This window comes from Pseudomonas sp. HY2-MNA-CIBAN-0224 (genome assembly GCF_040310285.1).
GTDB lineage: Bacteria > Pseudomonadota > Gammaproteobacteria > Pseudomonadales > Pseudomonadaceae > Aquipseudomonas > Aquipseudomonas helleri.
Genome location: NZ_JBEOPQ010000002.1, coordinates 142877 through 161402, shown reverse-complemented (window position 1 = coordinate 161402; position 18526 = coordinate 142877). Strand labels below are relative to the sequence as shown.

The 18526-nt window shown below is 59.3% G+C and carries 17 protein-coding genes; 5 read left to right on the top strand and 12 right to left on the bottom strand.

Features of this window, described 5'->3' with window-relative positions; all coding sequences use genetic code 11:
• Positions 1-5 precede the first annotated feature (5 nt).
• Both AAEZ03_RS02620 and AAEZ03_RS02615 read left to right on the top strand, forming a co-directional pair.
• Entirely contained in the window at positions 6-632 is a 627-nt protein-coding gene (locus AAEZ03_RS02620) for an RraA family protein (protein WP_350575792.1), read from the top strand.
• 15 nt (positions 633-647) lie between these two features.
• Positions 648-1517 carry an NAD(P)-dependent oxidoreductase gene (locus tag AAEZ03_RS02615; RefSeq protein ID WP_350575789.1) on the top strand — a complete coding sequence of 290 codons (870 nt, stop codon included), beginning with the start codon at positions 648-650 and terminating at the stop codon, positions 1515-1517.
• 97 nt (positions 1518-1614) lie between these two features.
• On the opposite strand, the gene AAEZ03_RS02610 is transcribed toward AAEZ03_RS02615, so the two are convergent.
• From AAEZ03_RS02610 to AAEZ03_RS02595, 4 genes are all read right to left on the bottom strand, one after another.
• Positions 1615-3879, bottom strand: coding sequence for a TonB-dependent siderophore receptor (locus AAEZ03_RS02610; RefSeq protein WP_350575786.1), 2265 nt, complete (start codon positions 3877-3879; stop codon positions 1615-1617).
• Positions 3880-4156: 277 nt separating this feature from the next.
• Positions 4157-5125, bottom strand: a complete 969-nt coding sequence (locus tag AAEZ03_RS02605) for a FecR domain-containing protein (RefSeq protein ID WP_350575783.1) — start codon at positions 5123-5125, stop codon at positions 4157-4159.
• A complete protein-coding gene (locus AAEZ03_RS02600; protein ID WP_350575780.1) occupies positions 5125-5637 on the bottom strand; it encodes a sigma-70 family RNA polymerase sigma factor in 513 nt (170 codons plus the stop codon). The genes AAEZ03_RS02605 and AAEZ03_RS02600 overlap by 1 nt, the downstream gene beginning before the upstream one ends.
• Before the next feature lie 273 nt (positions 5638-5910).
• Entirely contained in the window at positions 5911-7302 is a 1392-nt protein-coding gene (locus AAEZ03_RS02595; RefSeq protein ID WP_350575777.1) for an aldehyde dehydrogenase family protein, read from the bottom strand.
• A gap of 103 nt (positions 7303-7405) precedes the next feature.
• Here AAEZ03_RS02595 and ptrR point away from each other — a divergent pair, with 103 nt between their 5' ends.
• Positions 7406-8293: a putrescine utilization regulator PtrR gene (gene ptrR / locus AAEZ03_RS02590; RefSeq protein WP_350575961.1), complete on the top strand. Its 888-nt coding sequence runs from the start codon at positions 7406-7408 to the stop codon at positions 8291-8293.
• Here the strand turns inward: ptrR and AAEZ03_RS02585 are convergent.
• The 3 genes from AAEZ03_RS02585 to AAEZ03_RS02575 all read right to left on the bottom strand — a co-directional run bounded on the left by AAEZ03_RS02585 (position 8290) and on the right by AAEZ03_RS02575 (position 10826).
• On the bottom strand, positions 8290-8982 hold the full coding sequence (locus AAEZ03_RS02585; protein ID WP_123750042.1) for an RES family NAD+ phosphorylase: 693 nt from the start codon (positions 8980-8982) through the stop codon (positions 8290-8292). The two genes, ptrR and AAEZ03_RS02585, sit on opposite strands and share 4 nt — an antisense overlap.
• Positions 8976-9380 (bottom strand): antitoxin Xre-like helix-turn-helix domain-containing protein, encoded by a 405-nt coding sequence (locus AAEZ03_RS02580; RefSeq protein ID WP_350575774.1) that lies wholly within the window; start codon positions 9378-9380, stop codon positions 8976-8978. The genes AAEZ03_RS02585 and AAEZ03_RS02580 overlap by 7 nt, the downstream gene beginning before the upstream one ends.
• 114 nt (positions 9381-9494) lie before the next feature.
• Positions 9495-10826: a hypothetical protein gene (locus AAEZ03_RS02575; RefSeq protein ID WP_123750044.1), complete on the bottom strand. Its 1332-nt coding sequence runs from the start codon at positions 10824-10826 to the stop codon at positions 9495-9497.
• Positions 10827-11027: 201 nt separating this feature from the next.
• Between AAEZ03_RS02575 and AAEZ03_RS02570 the strand changes: the two genes are divergently transcribed.
• Complete coding sequence (locus tag AAEZ03_RS02570; protein ID WP_350575771.1) at positions 11028-11906, top strand: LysR family transcriptional regulator; 879 nt, start codon at positions 11028-11030, stop codon at positions 11904-11906.
• Positions 11907-12078: 172 nt separating this feature from the next.
• Complete coding sequence (locus AAEZ03_RS02565) at positions 12079-13005, top strand: AEC family transporter (protein WP_350575768.1); 927 nt, start codon at positions 12079-12081, stop codon at positions 13003-13005.
• Positions 13006-13020: 15 nt separating this feature from the next.
• Here AAEZ03_RS02565 and AAEZ03_RS02560 read toward each other — a convergent pair whose 3' ends face one another.
• The 5 genes from AAEZ03_RS02560 to AAEZ03_RS02540 form a co-directional block, all read right to left on the bottom strand.
• Positions 13021-14286: a histidine-type phosphatase gene (locus AAEZ03_RS02560; RefSeq protein WP_350575765.1), complete on the bottom strand. Its 1266-nt coding sequence runs from the start codon at positions 14284-14286 to the stop codon at positions 13021-13023.
• Between the two features lie 7 nt (positions 14287-14293).
• Entirely contained in the window at positions 14294-16414 is a 2121-nt protein-coding gene (locus AAEZ03_RS02555) for a TonB-dependent siderophore receptor (RefSeq protein ID WP_350575762.1), read from the bottom strand.
• 114 nt (positions 16415-16528) lie between these two features.
• Entirely contained in the window at positions 16529-16954 is a 426-nt protein-coding gene (locus AAEZ03_RS02550) for an ExbD/TolR family protein (protein WP_153374224.1), read from the bottom strand.
• On the bottom strand, positions 16954-17682 hold the full coding sequence (locus AAEZ03_RS02545; protein WP_350575759.1) for a MotA/TolQ/ExbB proton channel family protein: 729 nt from the start codon (positions 17680-17682) through the stop codon (positions 16954-16956). The genes AAEZ03_RS02550 and AAEZ03_RS02545 overlap by 1 nt, the downstream gene beginning before the upstream one ends.
• Positions 17683-17753: 71 nt before the next feature.
• Complete coding sequence (locus AAEZ03_RS02540) at positions 17754-18473, bottom strand: energy transducer TonB (protein ID WP_350575756.1); 720 nt, start codon at positions 18471-18473, stop codon at positions 17754-17756.
• Between the last annotated feature and the right edge of the window lie 53 nt (positions 18474-18526).

The window sequence follows — 18526 nt, the reverse complement described above, 5'->3', positions numbered from 1 at the left end:
CACCCATGAACGCTATCGCCTCAACGTCAGACTTGCATGCGCTGCTGGCCGCTTATACCCGCACCTCGACGTCCATTATCAGTGATTGCCTGGATCGTCTGCCTGGCGCGCCACTCACGCCATTCCATCGCATTGAAGGCACCATGGTCGGTACCGCCCTGACCGTGAAAGTCCCGTGCGGTGACAATCGCGCGATCCATCAGGCGCTGGAAATCCTGAGCCCCGGGCAAGTGCTGGTGGTGGATGGCGGGGGGGATATCAGCCGGGCCTTGATGGGCGACATCATGACCGCCATCGCGCAAAAACGCGGCGCCGCAGGCATTGTGGTAGACGGCGCCATTCGTGATCTGGCGACGATTGGCAAGGGCAGCTTCCCGGTGTTTGCCCGGGCCGCCTACCATCGCGGCCCGTATAAAAACGGGCCGGGGGACATTAACGTACCGGTCAGCATTGGCGGCATGATCGTCTCGCCGGGCGACATCGTTGTCGGCGATCACGATGGCATCGTGGCGTTCCCGGCCGAGCAGGCAGAAGAACTGTTGCAACGGTGCCTGGGTACCGAACAAAAAGAAGCAGAGATGATGGCGCAAATTGCGTCCGGAACTTACAAGGGCGCCTACGGGGCCAAATAATCGGAAACCCTAACAATGAAAATCGCAATTGTCGGAGCGGGCGAAGTCGGCCTCACTTATGCGCGGCCATGGGCAGCGGCAGGGCATGACATCATCTTGTGCGACCTGAAACCCTCAGCCACTGCCCAGGCATTTGCCGCCGAGCGGGGCCTGGATATCGCCACCTCAGTTGGCGCTATCGCTGCAGACTGCGACGTTGTCGTGTCGTGCGTATTCGGCACAGTGTCGCTGGTGGTGGCCGAGCAGGCGCTGGCCCACATGCGCAAGGGCGCGCTGTACATCGACATGACGACCGCTGACCCGGCGCAGATCAGAATCGCTGCCGAACAGGCGGCGCAATCTGGCATCGTGTACGTCGACGTGGCAATCCTCGGCGCCATCGCGCTGACCCATGAGAAAACCAACTTGCTGGGCGCAGGTCCCGGCATTGAACCTGCGCAGCGCCTGTACACGGCCATCGGCGCACCGCTCAAGGCGGTTGAAGGTGGCGCGGCGGGCGATGCGGCAGCGCTCAAAATTCTGCGCAGCGTGTTTACCAAAGGGCTGGAGGCGCTGACCATCGAGTGCTTTATGGCCGCAGAAAAACAGGGCGTGACCGACAAACTGCACGACGCCTTGAGCGACATTGATCAAGCCAGCCTGCGCGATTTCCTCGGCGCTTTGATCCGCACGCACGTGCTGCATGCGCCACGTCGTCTCAAAGAGGTTGAAGAGGCTGAGCGCCAATTGCGCGCCGCCGATATGCCGGTGGCCGTGCTGCCGGGGGTAAAAGACCTGTTCCAGCGCACCGCCGAACAGATCAGTGCGAATCCATTGCAGACGCCGGCACCGACCCTGGAGCAGGCGTTTGAATGGCTCTTCAAAGCCAATGGGATCAAGCGTTAAATGAAGGCAGGGCCAGTCACCTGATCAAGGTGCTGGCCCTTGTGTTGCGGGTTCACTCAGTTGCGGTCCAGCCACGTTGAAACTGAGGCTTGCTGGCTCAATACGCCCACTTGACTGTGAGCGTGGCGTTGCGCGGATCGCCATAGAAGTTGTTGCCACCACGATGCCGGTTGGATACAGGGATGTAGTAAGTCTTGTCGGTGAGATTGTTTCCCACCAGGCTCAACGTCGTATGTTTGTCTACCCGATAGGCGATAGAGGCATTGAACAGGGTATAGCCGCCCTGATACATATCGCGGGTGGTGTCCGTGCTGCTTTGGGTCGTCAAGCCGGCGCCAATGCTCCAGCGCTCACCCGATGTGTCGAGGCGGTAGTCGGTATACATCCGTAACAGATGTTTGGGAAACCATTCGCTATAGGGATCGCCGGCCTTGATGGTGCCAGAGACATCATTCAGGTATTCGCTGCGCGTAAACGTGTAGCCAGAGTAAATTTTCCAGCGGTCGCTGAGCGCGCCCGAGGCTTCTATTTCCCAGCCCTGGCTGCGCACCTTGCCAGCAGCTTCGTAGCAGTTGTCCACGCACTCCAGGTTGCCATTATCGATGGCACGGTTTCGCTGAATGATGCGAAATACGGCCGCTGACACATTAAGGTTGCCATCGAGAAAGTCGCCTTTTATTCCCGTTTCATAGTTAGCGCCTATGATCGGTTTAAGCGGCATACGGTTTTCGTCCACCACGTTCTGCGGTTTAAAAATGCTGGTGTAGCTGGCGTACCAGGAAAGGTTTTCTGCGAAGTCCCACACCAGCCCACCATAGGGCGTGAGTTTTCCGTCCTCACGATAAGGCGAGCGTGTTTCATTGCCTGTCGCGAGGTTCTTGAAGCGTGAATTGAAATAGAAGCTGCTGTAACGGCTGCCCAAAATAAGCTTCAAGTCGTTGCTCAGGCTCAAACGTGTAGCCATGTACGTCGCGCGTTGGGTGTTGTCATAGCGATAGCGGTTACGGTAGGGCACCTGCGCGCGGGCAACCCCTGACGGATTGAAGGAGTAGACATTGACCGGTGAAGTATTGGAGAGCGTACCGACTCGATTGTCGTAATTTTCTTTCTGATAATCGGCGCCGATGACCACTTCATGGAGACGTTCCAGCAACGAAAAATTGCCGGTTACGTTAAGGTTGGCCGCGTACTGGTCGGCCATGTTGTTTCGGTGAATGTAGTTGTTAAGCCGGGCAGTCCCCTCAGGCCCGACACCTGTTACACCATTGCCGAACGTACCGATGAACTGTCCGTCCCCTTGTGTGTGGGTGTAGTTGAGAGAGCTGCTCAGCGTCCAGTCTTCCGCGAAACGGTGTTCAAGCTCGGCGAACAGATTGTTTTTCTCATAAGTCATGTTGTTCCAGCTGGCGCCCAGGAAGGTCGAACGCGACAGTCCCAGGCTGGCGTAGTCCGTCGACATGGGCACGCCATATAGGTTGGGCACGATGTTGGATTTCTGCCAAGTGTAGCCGGTGGTCAGGGTTGTGTCGGGGGTGAAGTCGTAAGCCAAGGTGCCGAAAAACACTTGCCGATCTGAGGCCACATAGTCAACGAACGATTTGCTGTCCTGGTAAACAGTGACAACCCGGCCGCGCAGTGAGCCGTCATCATTAAGCGCGCCCGATACGTCAATTTCGTTGCGGTACTTGTCCCATGAACCGGCACTGAGGCTGGCCGAGGCTTGAAAGTCATGGGTTGGAGCCTTGCGTACCAGATTGACAGTACCGCCGGGTTCGCCTGTCCCCTGGGTCAGGCCAGAAGCTCCGCGCAGCACTTCAACGTGGTCGTAGAGAGCCATGTCCGGGGAGTCGCTGGAAGCCTCAGCTGAACCCATGCCCGGAACACTTCCTTGAAATGAAGAGCTGGCACCGTTTTCCTGGACATTGTCCATGGCAAAACCACGTGAGTAAAAGCGCACCTGGTCGGCGGTTTCGTACATCACATTCACCCCGGTGACCTGAGCCAGGGCGTCCTCCAGGCGTGTCATGCCCTGGTCGTCCATCCGCTGGCGTGTGACCACGCTGACAGACTGCGGTGTTTCGCGAGTCGAGAGTGGCAAGCGGGTGGCGACCCCCATGCTGGTGGTGGTGTACGAGCCGCTGTGTTCGGTGGTGGCATCCAGGCCGCGGGTTACGCCCTGAACCTGAGTGTCTTCGAGGGTCAGCGCAGCGCGTCTACGCAACTGCAATTCTGTTCCTGTGCCGATCAGCTCCAGGCCGGTACCGCGCAACAGATGCGAAAACCCCTCATACAGGCTGTATTCACCCTGCAGGCCGGGACTCGACAAACCTTCGGTCAGACGGGTGTCGTAAATCAGTGCCACGCCCTGTGCTGCAGCGAAATTTGAAAGCACCTGGCTCAGGGACGCTGCGGCGATCTCAATACGTTGCTCGGGGCTTGCAGATGCTTTTTGCTCTGTGCTGAAAGACTCGAGAGGTAGCCCTATAACGAGGCAGGTCAGGGTAGTGCGGGTCAGTCGGGAAATATTTAACGGGGGGGTTGATTTCAGGGGAGTGACCACCACAAGTGCTCCATTAAGTGACTAGCACTGAGGAGGCCAAGCGAGAACATAAAAGTGTCAGTCCACCGCCATATATTTTTTAAACGGCCGTTGAGAGTGCATCGACACGGACCCAGTAGCGTGAAAAGTAACGCACTGATACCGGCAGAATCTCTGGCAGCCGAGCCAGAAGGCGATCGCTGTCAGCCAATTTAAAGACACCGGAAACACGCAGTGTCGCAGCACGTGAATCGCACGAAAGTATTCCGGGCCGGTATTGAGCCAACTGCTTGAGGTAAATACTTAATGGCATGCCGTCAGCAAAGATCAGGCCGTGCTCCCAAGCCGCGACCTGGGGATTCTGAGCGTAAATGAACGCGCTTTTATTGCGTTGGATAAGCATGGCCTGGCCCGCGTTCAGGCGTTGCATGGTCGCCCCATAGGGCTGAACGTCAAGTGCGCCTTCGAACAGTGAAACGTCAACTGACTGATCCCCTGTGCTCACCATAAAGCGGGTGCCCAGAGCTCGGATCAGGCCTTGCTCGGTCCGCACCAGAAACGGGCTCTGTGCCAAGGGCATGTCGTGGCCCGTCTCGATCAGAACTTCGCCTTGATAAAGCAGGATCAAGCGTTGTTGTGGCTCAAACACAACGTCTACAGCACTGCGAGCATTGAGGCTAATGCGTGTACCGTCAGCCAGGGTCCACGAGCGCACCTCACCTGTGCCGGTGCTTAAATCGGCGAACTCACGCGTCCAGGCCTGTGTATTCATGCCTGCTGCAAGAGCACCGCCGGTGACACACAGAACGCCCAATAATTTAAGTGCCGCACGGCGATCCAGTGCAGGGGTGTCCAAAGCTGTTTGCGCCACTAGCGGCGGCAACCCTTGGAAGCGTGACACTACTTTTTCGACCAGAGTCCATGCCTGTGCATGCTCCGGCGATGCATCAAGCCAAGCTTGCCATTCGTTGCGCTCCCGCTCGCTGACTTCACCCGACGATAGCACCGCGTACCACTCGGCAGCTTCCAACTGGGCGGGCGCCACGCGTGAGCATGGGGTATCAAGCATCAGAGTGTGTCCTGAGAAACAACGGTCATGCACTGCAAAAGTGCGCGAGCGATGTACTGACGTACCGAACTCAGGGATACGCCCATCTGATCAGCGATTTCTCGATGGGTAAGCCCGTCAAGCTGACAAAGCAGAAACGCCTTACGTACCTTGTGCGGCAAACCACTGAGCATGGTGTCGAGTGCGTGGAGTGTTTCCAGAAGTTGTAAGCGCTCTTCGGGCGAAGGCATCAGTGATTCAGGTAAATTCGCCAGCGCTTCGAGGTAGCTTTGCTCCAATTGGCGTCGACGCATCAGGTTGACAAACAGGCTATGAGCGATCGTTGCAAGATAGGCCCGTGGCTGCACTACCTCACTCAATGTACGCTTGTTAAATACCCGAACAAACGTATCTTGAGCCAAGTCGGCGGCCACTTCCGGGCAGCCCAGGCGTCGGTACAACCATCGGCGCAGCCACAAGTGATGCTCGCCATAGACTGCGCTAAACAATGCATCGTGCTGAGCGTCGCTCATCCAGGTTTCCATACATTTAACTGAGACACGGGCGAGGGTCGGCACCGCAACGACGGCATCAGGCTTTTCGGAGGATATCCGATGGCTGGTCGCAAATAGGAATGATTATTACATGCGCTTGTGAGATATGGAAACACTGTACTGACATCATGCTGTCAGCGGCTGGATGCCTGGGGCGTGAATCGGGTGAAGAAACGGGTTACCGGTCAGATCTGTCGATAAATGCCGGCTGGTAACCCTTGTGTAGCTGTCAGCTCAGGGCTGCGGGGTTAATCAATTGCGATCCAGCCACACGGTTTGCACGTTGCAAAATTCCCGCACGCCGAAGTGCGAGAGTTCACGGCCGAAACCGCTTTTCTTCACGCCGCCGAAAGCCACGCGGGGGTCGCTGGCCGAGTAACCGTTGATGAATACGCCGCCGGTTTCCAGCTCGCCGATCAGTTGCTGGGCCAGTTCGACATTGGCGGTGTAAATGGTCGCTGTCAGGCCGAAATCGCTGTCGTTGGCCAGGGCGACTGCGTGCGCACAGTCTTCGGCGGTAATGATCGATGCCACCGGACCAAACAGTTCCTGTTTGAACGAGGTCATTTGGTCGGTCACGTTGGCCAGAATCGTCGGCTCATAAAAGTTGCCAGCCCCTTCGGCTTTGCCGCCGCCGAGCAACAGGGTCGCGCCTTCCTCAAGGGTGTCGCGCACTTGTTGGTCCAGTTCATCACGCAGGTCATAGCGCGCCATCGGGCCGATGTAGGTGTCGCCGGACAGCGGGTTGCCCACCACCAGTTTACGGGTGGCCTCGACGAATTTTTCAGTGAATGCCTCAACCACGCCTTTTTCAATAATCAGGCGCTTGGCGGCGGCACATACTTGCCCCGAGTTCTGATAACGACCGACCACGGCGGTCTGCACGGCGGCGTCGAGGTCGGCGTCGTTGAGTACGATGAACGGGTCGGAGCCGCCCAGCTCCAGCACGCATTTCTTCAGGGCAGCGCCAGCCTGTGCGCCGATGGCGGTACCGGCGCGAACGCTACCGGTGAGGGTCACGGCGCTGATGCGTGGGTCGGCAATGGCGCGCGAGACCCCGTCCGGGGTGACGTTGACCACTTCAAACACGCCCTCGGCAAAACCGGCGCGCACAAAGGCGTCGCGAATCAAGTACGCGCTGCCCATTACATTCGGTGCGTGCTTGAGCACGTAGGTGTTGCCTGCCAGCAAGGCGGGTACCGCGCCGCGCAGCACTTGCCAGACCGGGAAGTTCCACGGCATCACCGCCAGAATCGGGCCCAGCGGACGGTATTCGATGCGTGCCTTGCCGCCTTCGACCTGGGTCGGTTCAGCGGCCAGCATGGCTGGGCCGTGTTCGGCGTACCACTCGCAGAGCTTGGCGCATTTCTCGATTTCGCCACGGGCCTGGGTGATCGGCTTGCCCATTTCCTCGGTGATCATGGTTGCCATGGCGTCAGCGTTGTCGCGCAGCGCCTGGGCCAGTGCAACCATGGCGGCAGAGCGCGCTTGCAACGGCGTGCGCTTCCAGCGGCTGAAGCCCGACGCGGCGCGGGTGAGGGCCGCGTCCAGAGCCTCGGCGGACTCAAACGCGTAGTGGCCAATCTGCTCGCCCGTGGTCGGGTTGATCGAAAGGGCGTGGGTCTGGCTGGAAATCGGGCTCATGGCATGGTCCTGCTGAGTGAGTAGATGGGCACAGAGTAGGGTGGCTAAAGATTTCTTGAAACTGAATAATAGAGATCGTTTCTTTCACGATTGGAGAATGGCTGTGGATCTGGTGCAACTGGAAATCTTCAAGGCGGTGGTGGACCACGGCAGCATCAGCGCTGCGGCGGCCCACATCCATCGTGTGCCCTCAAACCTGACGACGCGGATCAAACAGCTCGAAGAGGATCTGGGTGTCGACCTGTTCATCCGCGAGAAAAGCCGTCTGCGCCTGTCACCGGCGGGCTGGAGTTTTCTTGACTACGCGCGGCGCATTCTCGACCTGGTGCAAGAAGCGCGGGCGACGGTGGCGGGCGAAGAACCCCAGGGTGCATTCCCGTTGGGTTCGCTGGAAAGCACTGCCGCGGTGCGGATCCCCGCCTTGCTGGCGGCCTACAACCAACAACACCCCAAGGTCGACCTGGACCTCTCGACGGGGCCGTCCGGGTCCATGATTGAAGGCGTATTGTCGGGTCGACTGGTGGCTGCGTTCGTCGACGGCCCGGTGCTGCACCCGGCGCTGGAAGGTGTGCCGGTGTTCGAAGAAGAAATGGTCATTATCGCGCCGCTTCATCACGCGCCGATCCGCTGCGCAACCGACGTCAACGGCGAGAGCATCTACGCCTTTCGGGCCAATTGCTCGTACCGTCATCACTTTGAAAAGTGGTTCAACACCGACGCCGCCGTGCCCGGCAAAATCTTCGAAATGGAGTCTTACCACGGCATGCTCGCCTGCGTCAGCGCTGGCGCCGGGCTGGCGCTGATGCCCCGCAGCATGTTCAACAGCATGCCGGGGTGCGCGACGGTCAGCATCTGGCCGCTGGCCGCCGAGTTCCGCTACCTGACCACGTGGCTGGTTTGGCGGCGCGGGGCTGTGTCGCGAAACCTCAGCAGCTTTGTGCAGTTGCTGGAAGAGCAAGGGTTGAACGCTACGCCTGCTCTTGGCAATTAAGCTTCGCTGATTTTATTCACGCTGGTGATACGCCCATTCCAGATCATCTCGTAGTGGGCTGATTGAACCATCGACGACACGGCGCTTGGAGTCATAAGTGCCCAGCAGTGGTTGCCATGCAAGCGCACAGAGTTGTACCGCAGCCCTGGGCATCGGGCGTCTTTCACGGCTTTGCCCAAAGCATGCGAGTGCGTGTAATCGTCGGGGTCGTAAATGGGATTGTTCAGGGGCAGCGACGTCGCGTCCTTCATCGACGCGTCTGTGAAAGAGCAGCACAGCCCGCGGAACACAAAACGCTCGTAATTGAGCCCGTGAATATTTGCCCAGTATTTGTCCTGGTGATAATGGACCTCCGCCAGCGCCGTCTCCAGGTTGGCGGCCAGATACAACACGCCGAAACGGCCGTTGCTGAAACGCGAACCCTCGGGGTTGACGTGGGTGAACGGCGCGGTCGCATAAGAGCAACCCGGGATACCAAACGGAATCTCTGCCTGCGGTATCAGCTCAAGGCGGCCGACTTCATTTTGCAGCCGGGGATTGGTCAGCGCCTGAATCTGGTACAGCGCTTCAAAGGTGGCTGCATCCGCTACATCATCAAACAGGGCAATGGGCGGGAATTTTGAATTGACCAGTCGATAGGCCTGCAGCGACGCGCCGGGCAGATCTGCCAACTGGCTCAAGGTCACCATTGCGAACCCCGCAGTACATCAATGCGCCGATAGGTCTCGTACAGTGAAATCATGTCCCCTTGCGACATGACCTCCAGCGGCGTGCGGCCATTAAAAAAATCGTTGTCGTTCGCCATGGTCACAAAGCCATAAACGTTCTCGGGGTTGTCGAACACCAGGCGTAACGCTGCATGAATGTTCAGCACGAAACTGATGCGCTGCATTTGGTCTGAGTCCAGCCCGACAGACCACTCAGCCTCCCGCTGTTTGGCGCGGGTATAAGTGCTTCGAGAGATTCGTAAAATACGGCAGGCCTGCTCGCCCGATGCCTGCCATTTTTCGAGAATGTTCACCGCCACCCGAAGACCGGCCACGCACTGATCTTTGGTGAGGGCTTGAGCTGGATGGGCTAATGTCATTTTCGGTGCCTTATTTTTAATCTATAGACTCAAATATAGGTATTTTGAGTCTGTAGATCAATGGCGTGAAAGCCATCCCCCGCACTTTGCGTATGCCTATACCCGTGATTTTCTTCAGGTGTATGGCCCCGATGCGAAAGGCTCCCAGCTTTCAGTCACCTGTCCTGTTTGAGTCCATACGTCGTCGGTCTTCACCACCCTCAGTGCAAATGCTGCTGCTACACGTCGCACAAACTCAATTGCCGTTAATTCACCTCCCATGAGTTGTCTTTGCAATGGGCTGGTTAATTCGTCGGGGTGCGCAGCGTTGGCAGTCAATTGCGCTTCAAGTGCTGACCCTGAAGAATTTCGCTCATAACTCAATAATGCCCCTTCAGGGGCAGAAAAGTAGGCGTGAGTTTCTGGGGTCGCTTGCATCAACAGAAAATCAATCCAGACATTGTCAGGGGACATGAAATCGTTCAGCACCCTGGACTCGGTTGCAGGTGCTACAAGCTTATGGACATCCGCTGAGTGGTACACGGCAAACATTCGAAACCCTTCAGGCAGTTGTGGTAGGCCATTGCCGTCTCTGGGGAAGACATCAGGGCGATCAAACGTCTCGTAAACCGTAGGCTGTGGTCGCGTGCAAATAAATGACTCGGTCTGCAAGTGCTTGAGAATAAAGCCTGCCTGTTGAACATAAGGGCGTTGCCTGATTAGTTCATCTGCAAACAAGGCAGCAGCATCAGCAGTTAGCAGTACAGGGCCACAAATAGGGGGGACGCTGGCTTGCCAAACATAGGCTGCCTGCCATTCTCGCCAGCCTGCAGAAATTCTGCCGCGTCTGGTCCAAAATGCTCCCGGCTGAAGGACTGTCAGCGTCCCGCCACTGTAGACCAGTGTGAGCAAGTGACTGGGCAGAAAAATACTGTTCGTAGACTGTTGTTCAAGGTGACCCGGTGTGCCCGGATGTATCAGCCTTAGTAACGGTTCCAAAGCTTGTTCGGTGGGTGAGCCGCTGGCTATATAACAAATCAGGCTTTTGTCTGCGTTGGATAAATAAAAACGTGCATAGTTGTGACGAAACGAAATGGCTGTGCGCAAGTCCATCAATGAGAAAAAATTATCTTGTAACTCATTCTCGGGATCCCTTGTTGCGTCTGCGCGCTGGAACGCGGCATGAGAGTGATACAACCCTTCAATCACATAACCTGCGGGTGGCAGCATGCCACCCTCTGGTGATCGTTCAAGCACATCAGAGGGGCGGAACAAGCTCCCCTCGCTGGACACGGGAAGCGTCGCATAGTGGTAGTGATCCTTGCTCAATATGAAACCGCCGTATTCCTTGTCTCGGCGGCTGCCGATCAGATCGTGGGCATAGACAGCGGCATCATCGGGGGTTATGAAGGCAGGGCTTAATGCCGGTGATACCTGTGTTTCGGTGGAACCCGCTCTAGTGTTCATAGAGGCTCCAGGCGCAAGCAAAAATCGGTTTAGGGTCCATTTCAAGGCTCTTTGTATAAAACTGGAGCCTTAATTTTCAGAGAAATGCTTAATTCAGGTGCACTAGATAAGTACATACCTGCGCATTGGGTGTTACAGCCAGTCTTTACACCTTTACCACCCCAACAATTGGATACTGCCTGAACAGCCACAGAGATCACCATGTCACTGCGCGCCCTTCACACCTTGATCGCCATTGCTCAATACGGTTCGTTTGTGCGCGCTGCGGAGGCTGTACATCTCACGCAGTCGGCGGTGAGCCTGCACATAAAGTCCCTTGAAGAGACGTTCAATGCGACCTTGTTCGACCGCTCGCGGCGTTTGCCGGTGCTCACCGAGGCGGGACATGTAGCGGTGGAGCGGGCGCGGGAGATCGTGGCGCTGTATGACGGCATTGCGGCTGAAATTGGCGGGGATAACGAGCTGCGCGGCCGGTTGAGGATTGGCGCCATTCACACAGCGCTCGCCAGCACGTTGCCTGCGGCCCTGGCTGCTTTGGCGGCCGAGCACCCGCATGTGCGTATCAACGTGGCCTCTGGTATGTCGGCGGAACTGGCCGTGCGCGTTGAGGCGGGTGAACTGGACGTTGCAATCACCACCGAACCTGTGCGCCCGCACCCTTATGGCCTGGTCAGTACCACGCTCTATGAAGAGGGCTTCTGGATAATTGCGCCGGGTTCGCTGGCGGGGCAGGATTTTCGGCAGTTACTGCAACAGCAAACGTTCATTCGTTTTGATCGCCGGGCCTGGGCCGGGCGCACCATCGAGCAGGAGCTACGGCGGATGCGCCTGCGCGTGCACACCAGCATGGAGTTGGACAGCCAGGAGGCGATCATCCAGATGGTCAGCAGCGGGCTTGGGGTGGCGGTGATTCCGCTGTCCAGTCACAACCTCGCGCAGTTCGGCCATCTCGACATCCAGCCCTTCGGCTCGCCACAAAAGATCCGCCGCGTGGTCTTGCTAGAGCGCGAAGACCGTCCGTTGGCCAGATTGGCCGCCGCCCTCGCGCAGGCCGTTCAACGCCATGCTCCGGCCAGATGACCTATGAGCAAAACTTGTTGATGGCTGAATTTTAAGTCGATTTTATTTTAGGTCGCGAGTTCTTATCGTGGTGCTCATCCAACCGTTGCCCGGAGAGCTCCATGTCACCTGCCGCTTGCGTAAAAATGATCGAAGGCTGTAACGAGTCAATTCGCCTTGCAGGGGCACGGTAATGACCCTCGCACTGCTACTCGCCCTGGCGCCCATCGCGTTGCTTATCGCCCTCGGCGCCTGGCTCAATCACAGTCGTTTTTTGGCCGACAGTTTTTGGGCGCAGGCAGAGCGTTTGGGTTATTACGTTCTCCTGCCAGCGCTGTTTTTACATGGCTTGGCCACGGCCAGCCTGGACAACGTGCCCGTGAAGGGCATGGCTCTGGTGCTGGTGCTTTCGACCTGTGCAGTGGCTGTGGCGCTGGTCGCCAGCAGGCCGCTGCTCAAGGGCAGTGATGCGGCGTTTACCTCGGTTTTTCAGGGCGGCATACGCTTTAACAATTATGTCGGCGTGTCGATCGTCGCGGGCTTGTTCGGCGCACAAGGCATTGCTCTGGCGGCGGTCGCCAACGCGGCCATTGTGCCGACGGTGAATATTCTGTGTGTGCTGGTGTTCGCGCGGTACGGCACCGGGGCCAAGATGACGGCGGGCAAGGTGGCCCGGCAATTGGCGCTTAATCCATTGGTACTGGCCTGCTTTGGCGCGATTGCGCTTCAGGTGCTGGGGCTGGGACTGCCGGTGGTAATTGAACCGGTGCTCAAGGCGTTGGGGCAGGCGTCGTTGCCCCTCGGTTTGCTCTGCGTCGGGGCGGCCCTGGAGCTGGGGTCGGTGCGCAGTTGGGTGCGGCCGGTTGCGTACTCTTCACTGGCCAAGTGTGTGGTCATGCCGCTGGCGACGGTAGGCGCGTGCCATGTGTTTGGCCTGGACGGCAAAGCGGCGATTGCGGCAGTCTTTTTTCAAGCACTGCCCACCGCTTCGTCGTCCTACATCATGGCGCGGCAGCTGGTAGGTGATGCCCCCCTGATGGCTGGCATCGTGGCGAGTCAAACCCTGCTCGCGGCGGTGACGCTGCCTCTTGCCGCGATTGTTCTGATTCCCTGGATCTGATTGCCGCAGAGCGACTTACTGGCCCAGGTAATGCTGCACTTCGGTCGCCGAAGGGTCGATGCGTTTTTCCATTTCCGCGACAAACCCCTTCAATGGCATCAAGGCTTTGCCCGCATAACCAGGGTATTGCACCTGGTAGGGCGGTGCGTCGGACAAGCTGCGCAATTGGTCCATGCTCTGCGCCACATAGGCCACGCTGACAAACTGTACGCCGGTGTGGTCGTCGACCCAGCGTTCAAACAGAAGGGTGCCGCCCGGTGCGGCATCGTTTTCGGGGTACTCAGCGATTTTCCAGTCAAAGCCCAGCAGTGTGCGCAACTGCGCGATGTTGGTGTCGTGGCCCACGAAAGCCAGCCATTGGGTGCCGGGCGGGCTGCCCGCTGCGGTCGGTTGCAGGGCCAACAGGATTTGCCCGAGCAATTGCGAAGCACCGCGCTGGGCGATGTACGGGACGTGGTTGCTGAGTTCGTATTTAGCCGAACGCAATGCCATCAGACGCGATACCTCTTCAGCGCTGCGGCCTTGACCAAACGCGATCTGATCCAGCGGCAAACCGTCGGCATATTGCATGCGAAAGGTTTCGCTCATGCTCGCGCCCACGCCCAATGGGCTGCTGAGTTTGACCACGCCGTTTTTCTCTTTCAGCGCCCAGGGTTGTTCGCTCAGGGCGCAGGTCTTTTGCTCGCAGGTGGACGGCACGCCGACCACTTGCTGCATGGCCAGCACCGGTGCGGCATAGCGTTCGCGGGCGGCGTCGAGGCTGCCGCCCATGGCGTGCAATATTGCCGCTTTAGTCTGCGCCGGGTCCAAGGGGGCCAGGCCATTTTCGGTCGCGTGGAACAAGCGGTCCTGGCTTTTCTGTGCATGGTTTACCGGGACGTTGCAGCCCGGGAACATCCCTTGTACCAACGCCGCGCTGGTGGCTTGCGTGCGCGCGACCGGGCTCGACCACACGTAGGCCGCCTGCGCCGGCGGGCATTGCCCGGCCTTGAACAAACCGAGTGAATCGAGCAGGCCGCGTTGCCATTGGCCGAGCAGCACGATGGCTGCGCGGCCATGGTCGGTCAACTGGCCGTCGGCCACGTCAAACGCTGGCCATGGCTTGGCCGACCAGCTTTGCAGCGCCGCGGTGTCGGTTGCCGGTCGGATGCCGTGGCGCATCACCAGCACCACTTTGTCCAGGCGCAGCCCGCCGGTGTCCAGTGGGGCGGCCACAGAGGGCAACGCCAGGCAAATGCCCAGCGCCAGAACCGTGTACTTCAAAAACGTTGTTTTTATCATTGCGGGCCTAGAAGTCATAACGCGTGTTGAAGGTTAACGTACGGGGCGAACCCGGCTGCAGGTAGTTTTCCTGATAGAAGGTCCAGTACTTTTTGTTGGCCAGGTTGCTGACGTTGGCGCCAAAGGTCAGTGCATGCCCGCCGCTCAAATGCAGACGATAACCGCCACCGGCATCGAACAGGCTGTAAGCCGGCAGGGGGTGCACGTTGCCTGAGTCCACCGCCATTTCGCCGATACGCTGGGCGCCGGTGTGCAGGAACATGCCGGGCACTTGCGGGACACGGTACGTGACTTGTGTTGCAGCTTGATAATGCGCAGCACCGGCGGCGCGGTTGCCATCAACGCCATCGCCCGCATCGTGGTAGGCCGAGTCCAGTGACATGACGCTGCCGTCCACGGTCAGGTTGGGTGTGGCATCGACGCTGGCGTTCAACTCCAGGCCTTGATAGCGGATGGTGCCGCTCTGCACGAAGACGTTGGCATCGTTGGTGTACTCGGCACCCCGGTCGATGCGAAACGCCGCCGCCGTGGCGCTCCAGTTACGCTGCTGGGCTTTTACGCCCACTTCGTATTGCTTGCTGCGCAGCGGGCCCAGGGTCTGTTCGGAGTTGACCGCCGTGGTGGGCGCGGTGCCGCCGTTTTCCAGGGATTCGACGTAACTGGCATACACGGTCACGTCTTTGTTGGGTTTGTACATCAACGCCACGGTTGGTGTGGCGGGTCGGGCCTTGTACTGGACAGCAGGGGCGGTCGAGGAGGCGTGAGTCTCCTCGCGGAAGTCTTCGTTGCGCAGGCCCGCCAGCAACGACCAGTGTTCACCCAGGCCGATGGTATCGCTGGCGAATACGGCGCTTTCCTTGATGTTGTCATCGCCATAGGTGCCGCCGCTGTAATCGATGTTGTACACCGAAAAGATCGTCGGGTCGTACAGGTTGCCCTTGCCCACGGTGCCTTTGGGGCTGACCACAGATTTTTCGGAGTTCAGTTGCGAGTAACTGCTGCCCAGCACCAGGTCATGGCTGAACCAGCCGGTGGTGAATTTGCCTTCCAGGGTGCCCATGGCGTCGTTGTAGTCATAGCCGTGGTACTCGGCCGACGCTTTGTCGGAGTAGCCGCCCGCATCGCTGGAAATGATGTACTGGTCTTTCAAATAACGGCGTGTCGAATCGCTGTAGCGGTAGGCCAGCTTGCCGGTCCAGTCAGGCGAGAATTTGTACGTCGCACTGAGCGTCGACAGGCTGTAATCCACATCGGTAAAGGAGCCATTGCTGTACAGGCGTTTGCTGCCATCAATGGGTTTGGGCAAGGCATTTTTAGCGTTAACGATGATGTCGGTGCCGCCGCTGGTATCACGCGTCTGGTACAGGGTGTCGAAGTCCAGGCTCAGGTCATCGCTGAGTTGCGCGTTGAGGGCCACGCCGACGGCTGTGCGGTTGACCTTGGCGTCACCCGAAACGGCATCGCCTTCTTCGTGCACCAGGTTGACCCGGTAGCCAAAACGCGGGTCATCCAGGCGGCCGCCGACGTCCAGGTGTTCCTTGTACAGGTTGTTGGACTCGTAACCGGCGTCGACGCTGAAGGTGGTCTTGTCGGTTGGCCGTTTGGTCACATAGTTGACGATCCCGCCCGGGCTGCCGAAGCCGTACATGAAGCCCGAGAGGCCTTTGAGCACATCGATGCGGTCAAACATCTCAAGGGGCATTTCCACGCCACGGTTGATGTTGGCCATGCCATCCACCTTGTAGCCATTCAGGTCATCCAGCGGCAGGCCGCGCACCGCGACGGTGGCCGGGTGGGTGCCGTAGCTGGAGCTGATGGAGGTGACCGATGCGTCGTACTTGACCGCCTCAGACAAAATCCCCGCCTGGCGGTCCTGGATTTCGCTGCTGCCGACGCTCTTGAACGAGAACGGTGTATCGATCACCGCGCGGCTGCCCAGGGCACCGCTGTTGGTCTGCTGGTGCAGCGCCGGTTTGCGTTTGGCGGCTTTGACCGTGACTTGCGGCAAGGTGGCCAAGGCACTGTCGTCGATGGCCGCTGCAGCATCGGCGGCAAAAGACGGCGTGGCCATGGCAAGCGCTGCGAAACCGAGACCTGCACGCACATACAACGGGGATTTGCGGAACATGACTGCACCTTCGAAAACGGCCATTCACGGCCTGGTTGATTTCTGTGGCGCGCACTTCGCCGTGGTCGGCTATGAAGGCCGACCAAACGGGTAGGGCGAAGGGCGACGCTGTGGTTAAGGGGTAACGGCCTGGGTCACGAAACCGATCTTGTCCAGACCACCGGACTGCGCCGCCGCCATCACCTGCACGACCTTTTCATAGGGCGTGTTGCGCTCGGCGCGCAGGTGCAATTCCGGGACCGGCTGGCGCGCGGCGGCCTCGGCGATCAGCGCGGGCAAGTCGCTGTCGCTGATGTCGTGGTCCTCCCAATGCAGGTGGCCATCGTTGTCCAGCGCCAGGTCTACCGACGGCGGCGGTTTGTTGTCCTGTTGCGCGGCGGCCTTGGGCAGGTCGATCTTCACCGAGTGCTGAATGGCCGGGACGGTGATGATGAAAATCACCAACAGCACCAGCATCACGTCCACCAGCGGCGTGGTATTGATCTCGGGGTTGAAGCCGTCTTCTTCCTGGTCGTCGCCGCCCGACAGTCCACCGGCCATCAGAGGTACTCCGCTTGGGCATTGAAGGTGCTGTGGGCAGGCAGCCCGTTGCGTGGGGTGGCGCGGGCGCCGATCACCAGCAGGTCGTGCAGCTCGAAGGCAAACTTGCTTAGCTCTGCCAGGGTTTGCTTATTGCTGCGCACCAGCAGGTTGTAGCCCAGGGTGGCGGGGATGGCCACGGCCAGGCCCAGGGCCGTCATGATCAGGGTTTCGCCAACGGGGCCGGCGACTTTGTCGATGCTGGCGTCACCGGACAAACCGATCTTCATCAAGGCGTGGTAAATGCCCCACACGGTGCCGAGCAAACCGACAAAGGGCGCGCTGGAACCCACGGTGGCCAGAATCGCCATACCGCCTTGCAACTTGCCGCCGATGGTCGCGGTGGACTGGCGCAAGGCGCGGGTCAGCCATTCGCTGAAGGGCGGCGGGTTCATGTCGCCATCCAGCGCATCACGGTGCTGGCGCGCGGCGCTGATACCGGCATGGGTCACTTCAGCCCAAGCGCTGCCTTGGCCCAATTGCTGCACACCCTCCTTGAGCGTCGGCGCGCCCCAGAACGCCGCCAAAAGCTTGCCCGAGCGCAGCCGGAACAGCGCCAGACGCAGCAGTTTGTCGAGCATCACGTACCAGGACGCCACTGACATCACCAGCAGCATCAAGGCCACGCCTCGGGTGACCACGTCGGCCTGTTGCCACAAAACATTCAAACCCAGTGTTCCGGTTTCCATGTGTTTTTCCTTTCTTTGGGGTGAGCGCTGCCCTGACCGGGAGGCCCGTCAATAAAAAATAGGGGGGAGTGCTAGCTGTCGAGCTGAAAGCGCAGCGGCACGATCACGTACACCGACACCGCATGCCCATCCTCCAGATAAGGCTTGAACAGCGCGCCGCGCACTGCGGTCTTGCCCGCTTCATCGAGACTGCCGAAACCCGAGGAACGCACGATGTCCACGGCGCCGGGCTTGCCGTGAATATCCACCAGCACGCGCAAAATCACGGTGCCTTCGTTGCCCTCTTCACGGGCACTGTCGGGGTATTCGGGTTCGGGTTCATGCACGTACTCCACGCCTCGGGTGATCGTATTGGGCTGAGGCGGCGGAGCGGGCGTGGGCGCAACCACGGGAGCGGCCGCCGCAGGTGTGGCGGGTGCGGGATCTGACTTGACCACGGGCGTTATCGGGCGCTGCACGGCATGCGGCTTGGCCACCGGCTTGGGCCGGGCGACCGGGTGAACAGCCTCTGGCGCGGGGATGGGCGGGGCCACGGGAGGAGGGGGCTCAGAGGGCGGTGTCGGTGCAGCAGGGGCGGCGGGTGCTGGCGCGGGTTGATGAATGACCGAGGCATAAATAGTCCGCGTCACGGCTGGCGCTACCGTGACCGGCGAAGACCGGTTCACCAGGCTCAGCACCAACAGATGCAGCGCCACCACCAGCACCACCGCGCCGCCACGGCGCAGCAATCGCGAAGTACTGCCCGCAGGCAATGGCTCAAGGTGCGGCAAGGGTGTCAGCGTTGCATCCACAATAAATTCCTCCCCGGGCCAGACTGCCGGGCACAGCATGCGCATTCCTTGCG

Bases quoted from the DNA above. Each gene is read 5' to 3' on its own strand.
- AAEZ03_RS02620 (WP_350575792.1), top strand. From the start codon at position 6: ATGAACGCTATCGCCTCAACGTCAGACTTGCATGCGCTGCTGGCCGCT.
- AAEZ03_RS02615 (WP_350575789.1), top strand. From the start codon at position 648: ATGAAAATCGCAATTGTCGGAGCGGGCGAAGTCGGCCTCACTTATGCG.
- AAEZ03_RS02605 (WP_350575783.1), bottom strand. From the start codon at position 5,125: ATGCTTGATACCCCATGCTCACGCGTGGCGCCCGCCCAGTTGGAAGCT.
- AAEZ03_RS02600 (WP_350575780.1), bottom strand. From the start codon at position 5,637: ATGAGCGACGCTCAGCACGATGCATTGTTTAGCGCAGTCTATGGCGAG.
- AAEZ03_RS02595 (WP_350575777.1), bottom strand. From the start codon at position 7,302: ATGAGCCCGATTTCCAGCCAGACCCACGCCCTTTCGATCAACCCGACC.
- AAEZ03_RS02585 (WP_123750042.1), bottom strand. From the start codon at position 8,982: ATGGTGACCTTGAGCCAGTTGGCAGATCTGCCCGGCGCGTCGCTGCAG.
- AAEZ03_RS02580 (WP_350575774.1), bottom strand. From the start codon at position 9,380: ATGACATTAGCCCATCCAGCTCAAGCCCTCACCAAAGATCAGTGCGTG.
- AAEZ03_RS02575 (WP_123750044.1), bottom strand. From the start codon at position 10,826: ATGAACACTAGAGCGGGTTCCACCGAAACACAGGTATCACCGGCATTA.
- AAEZ03_RS02570 (WP_350575771.1), top strand. From the start codon at position 11,028: ATGTCACTGCGCGCCCTTCACACCTTGATCGCCATTGCTCAATACGGT.
- AAEZ03_RS02565 (WP_350575768.1), top strand. From the start codon at position 12,079: ATGACCCTCGCACTGCTACTCGCCCTGGCGCCCATCGCGTTGCTTATC.
- AAEZ03_RS02560 (WP_350575765.1), bottom strand. From the start codon at position 14,286: ATGATAAAAACAACGTTTTTGAAGTACACGGTTCTGGCGCTGGGCATT.
- AAEZ03_RS02555 (WP_350575762.1), bottom strand. From the start codon at position 16,414: ATGTTCCGCAAATCCCCGTTGTATGTGCGTGCAGGTCTCGGTTTCGCA.
- AAEZ03_RS02550 (WP_153374224.1), bottom strand. From the start codon at position 16,954: ATGGCCGGTGGACTGTCGGGCGGCGACGACCAGGAAGAAGACGGCTTC.
- AAEZ03_RS02545 (WP_350575759.1), bottom strand. From the start codon at position 17,682: ATGGAAACCGGAACACTGGGTTTGAATGTTTTGTGGCAACAGGCCGAC.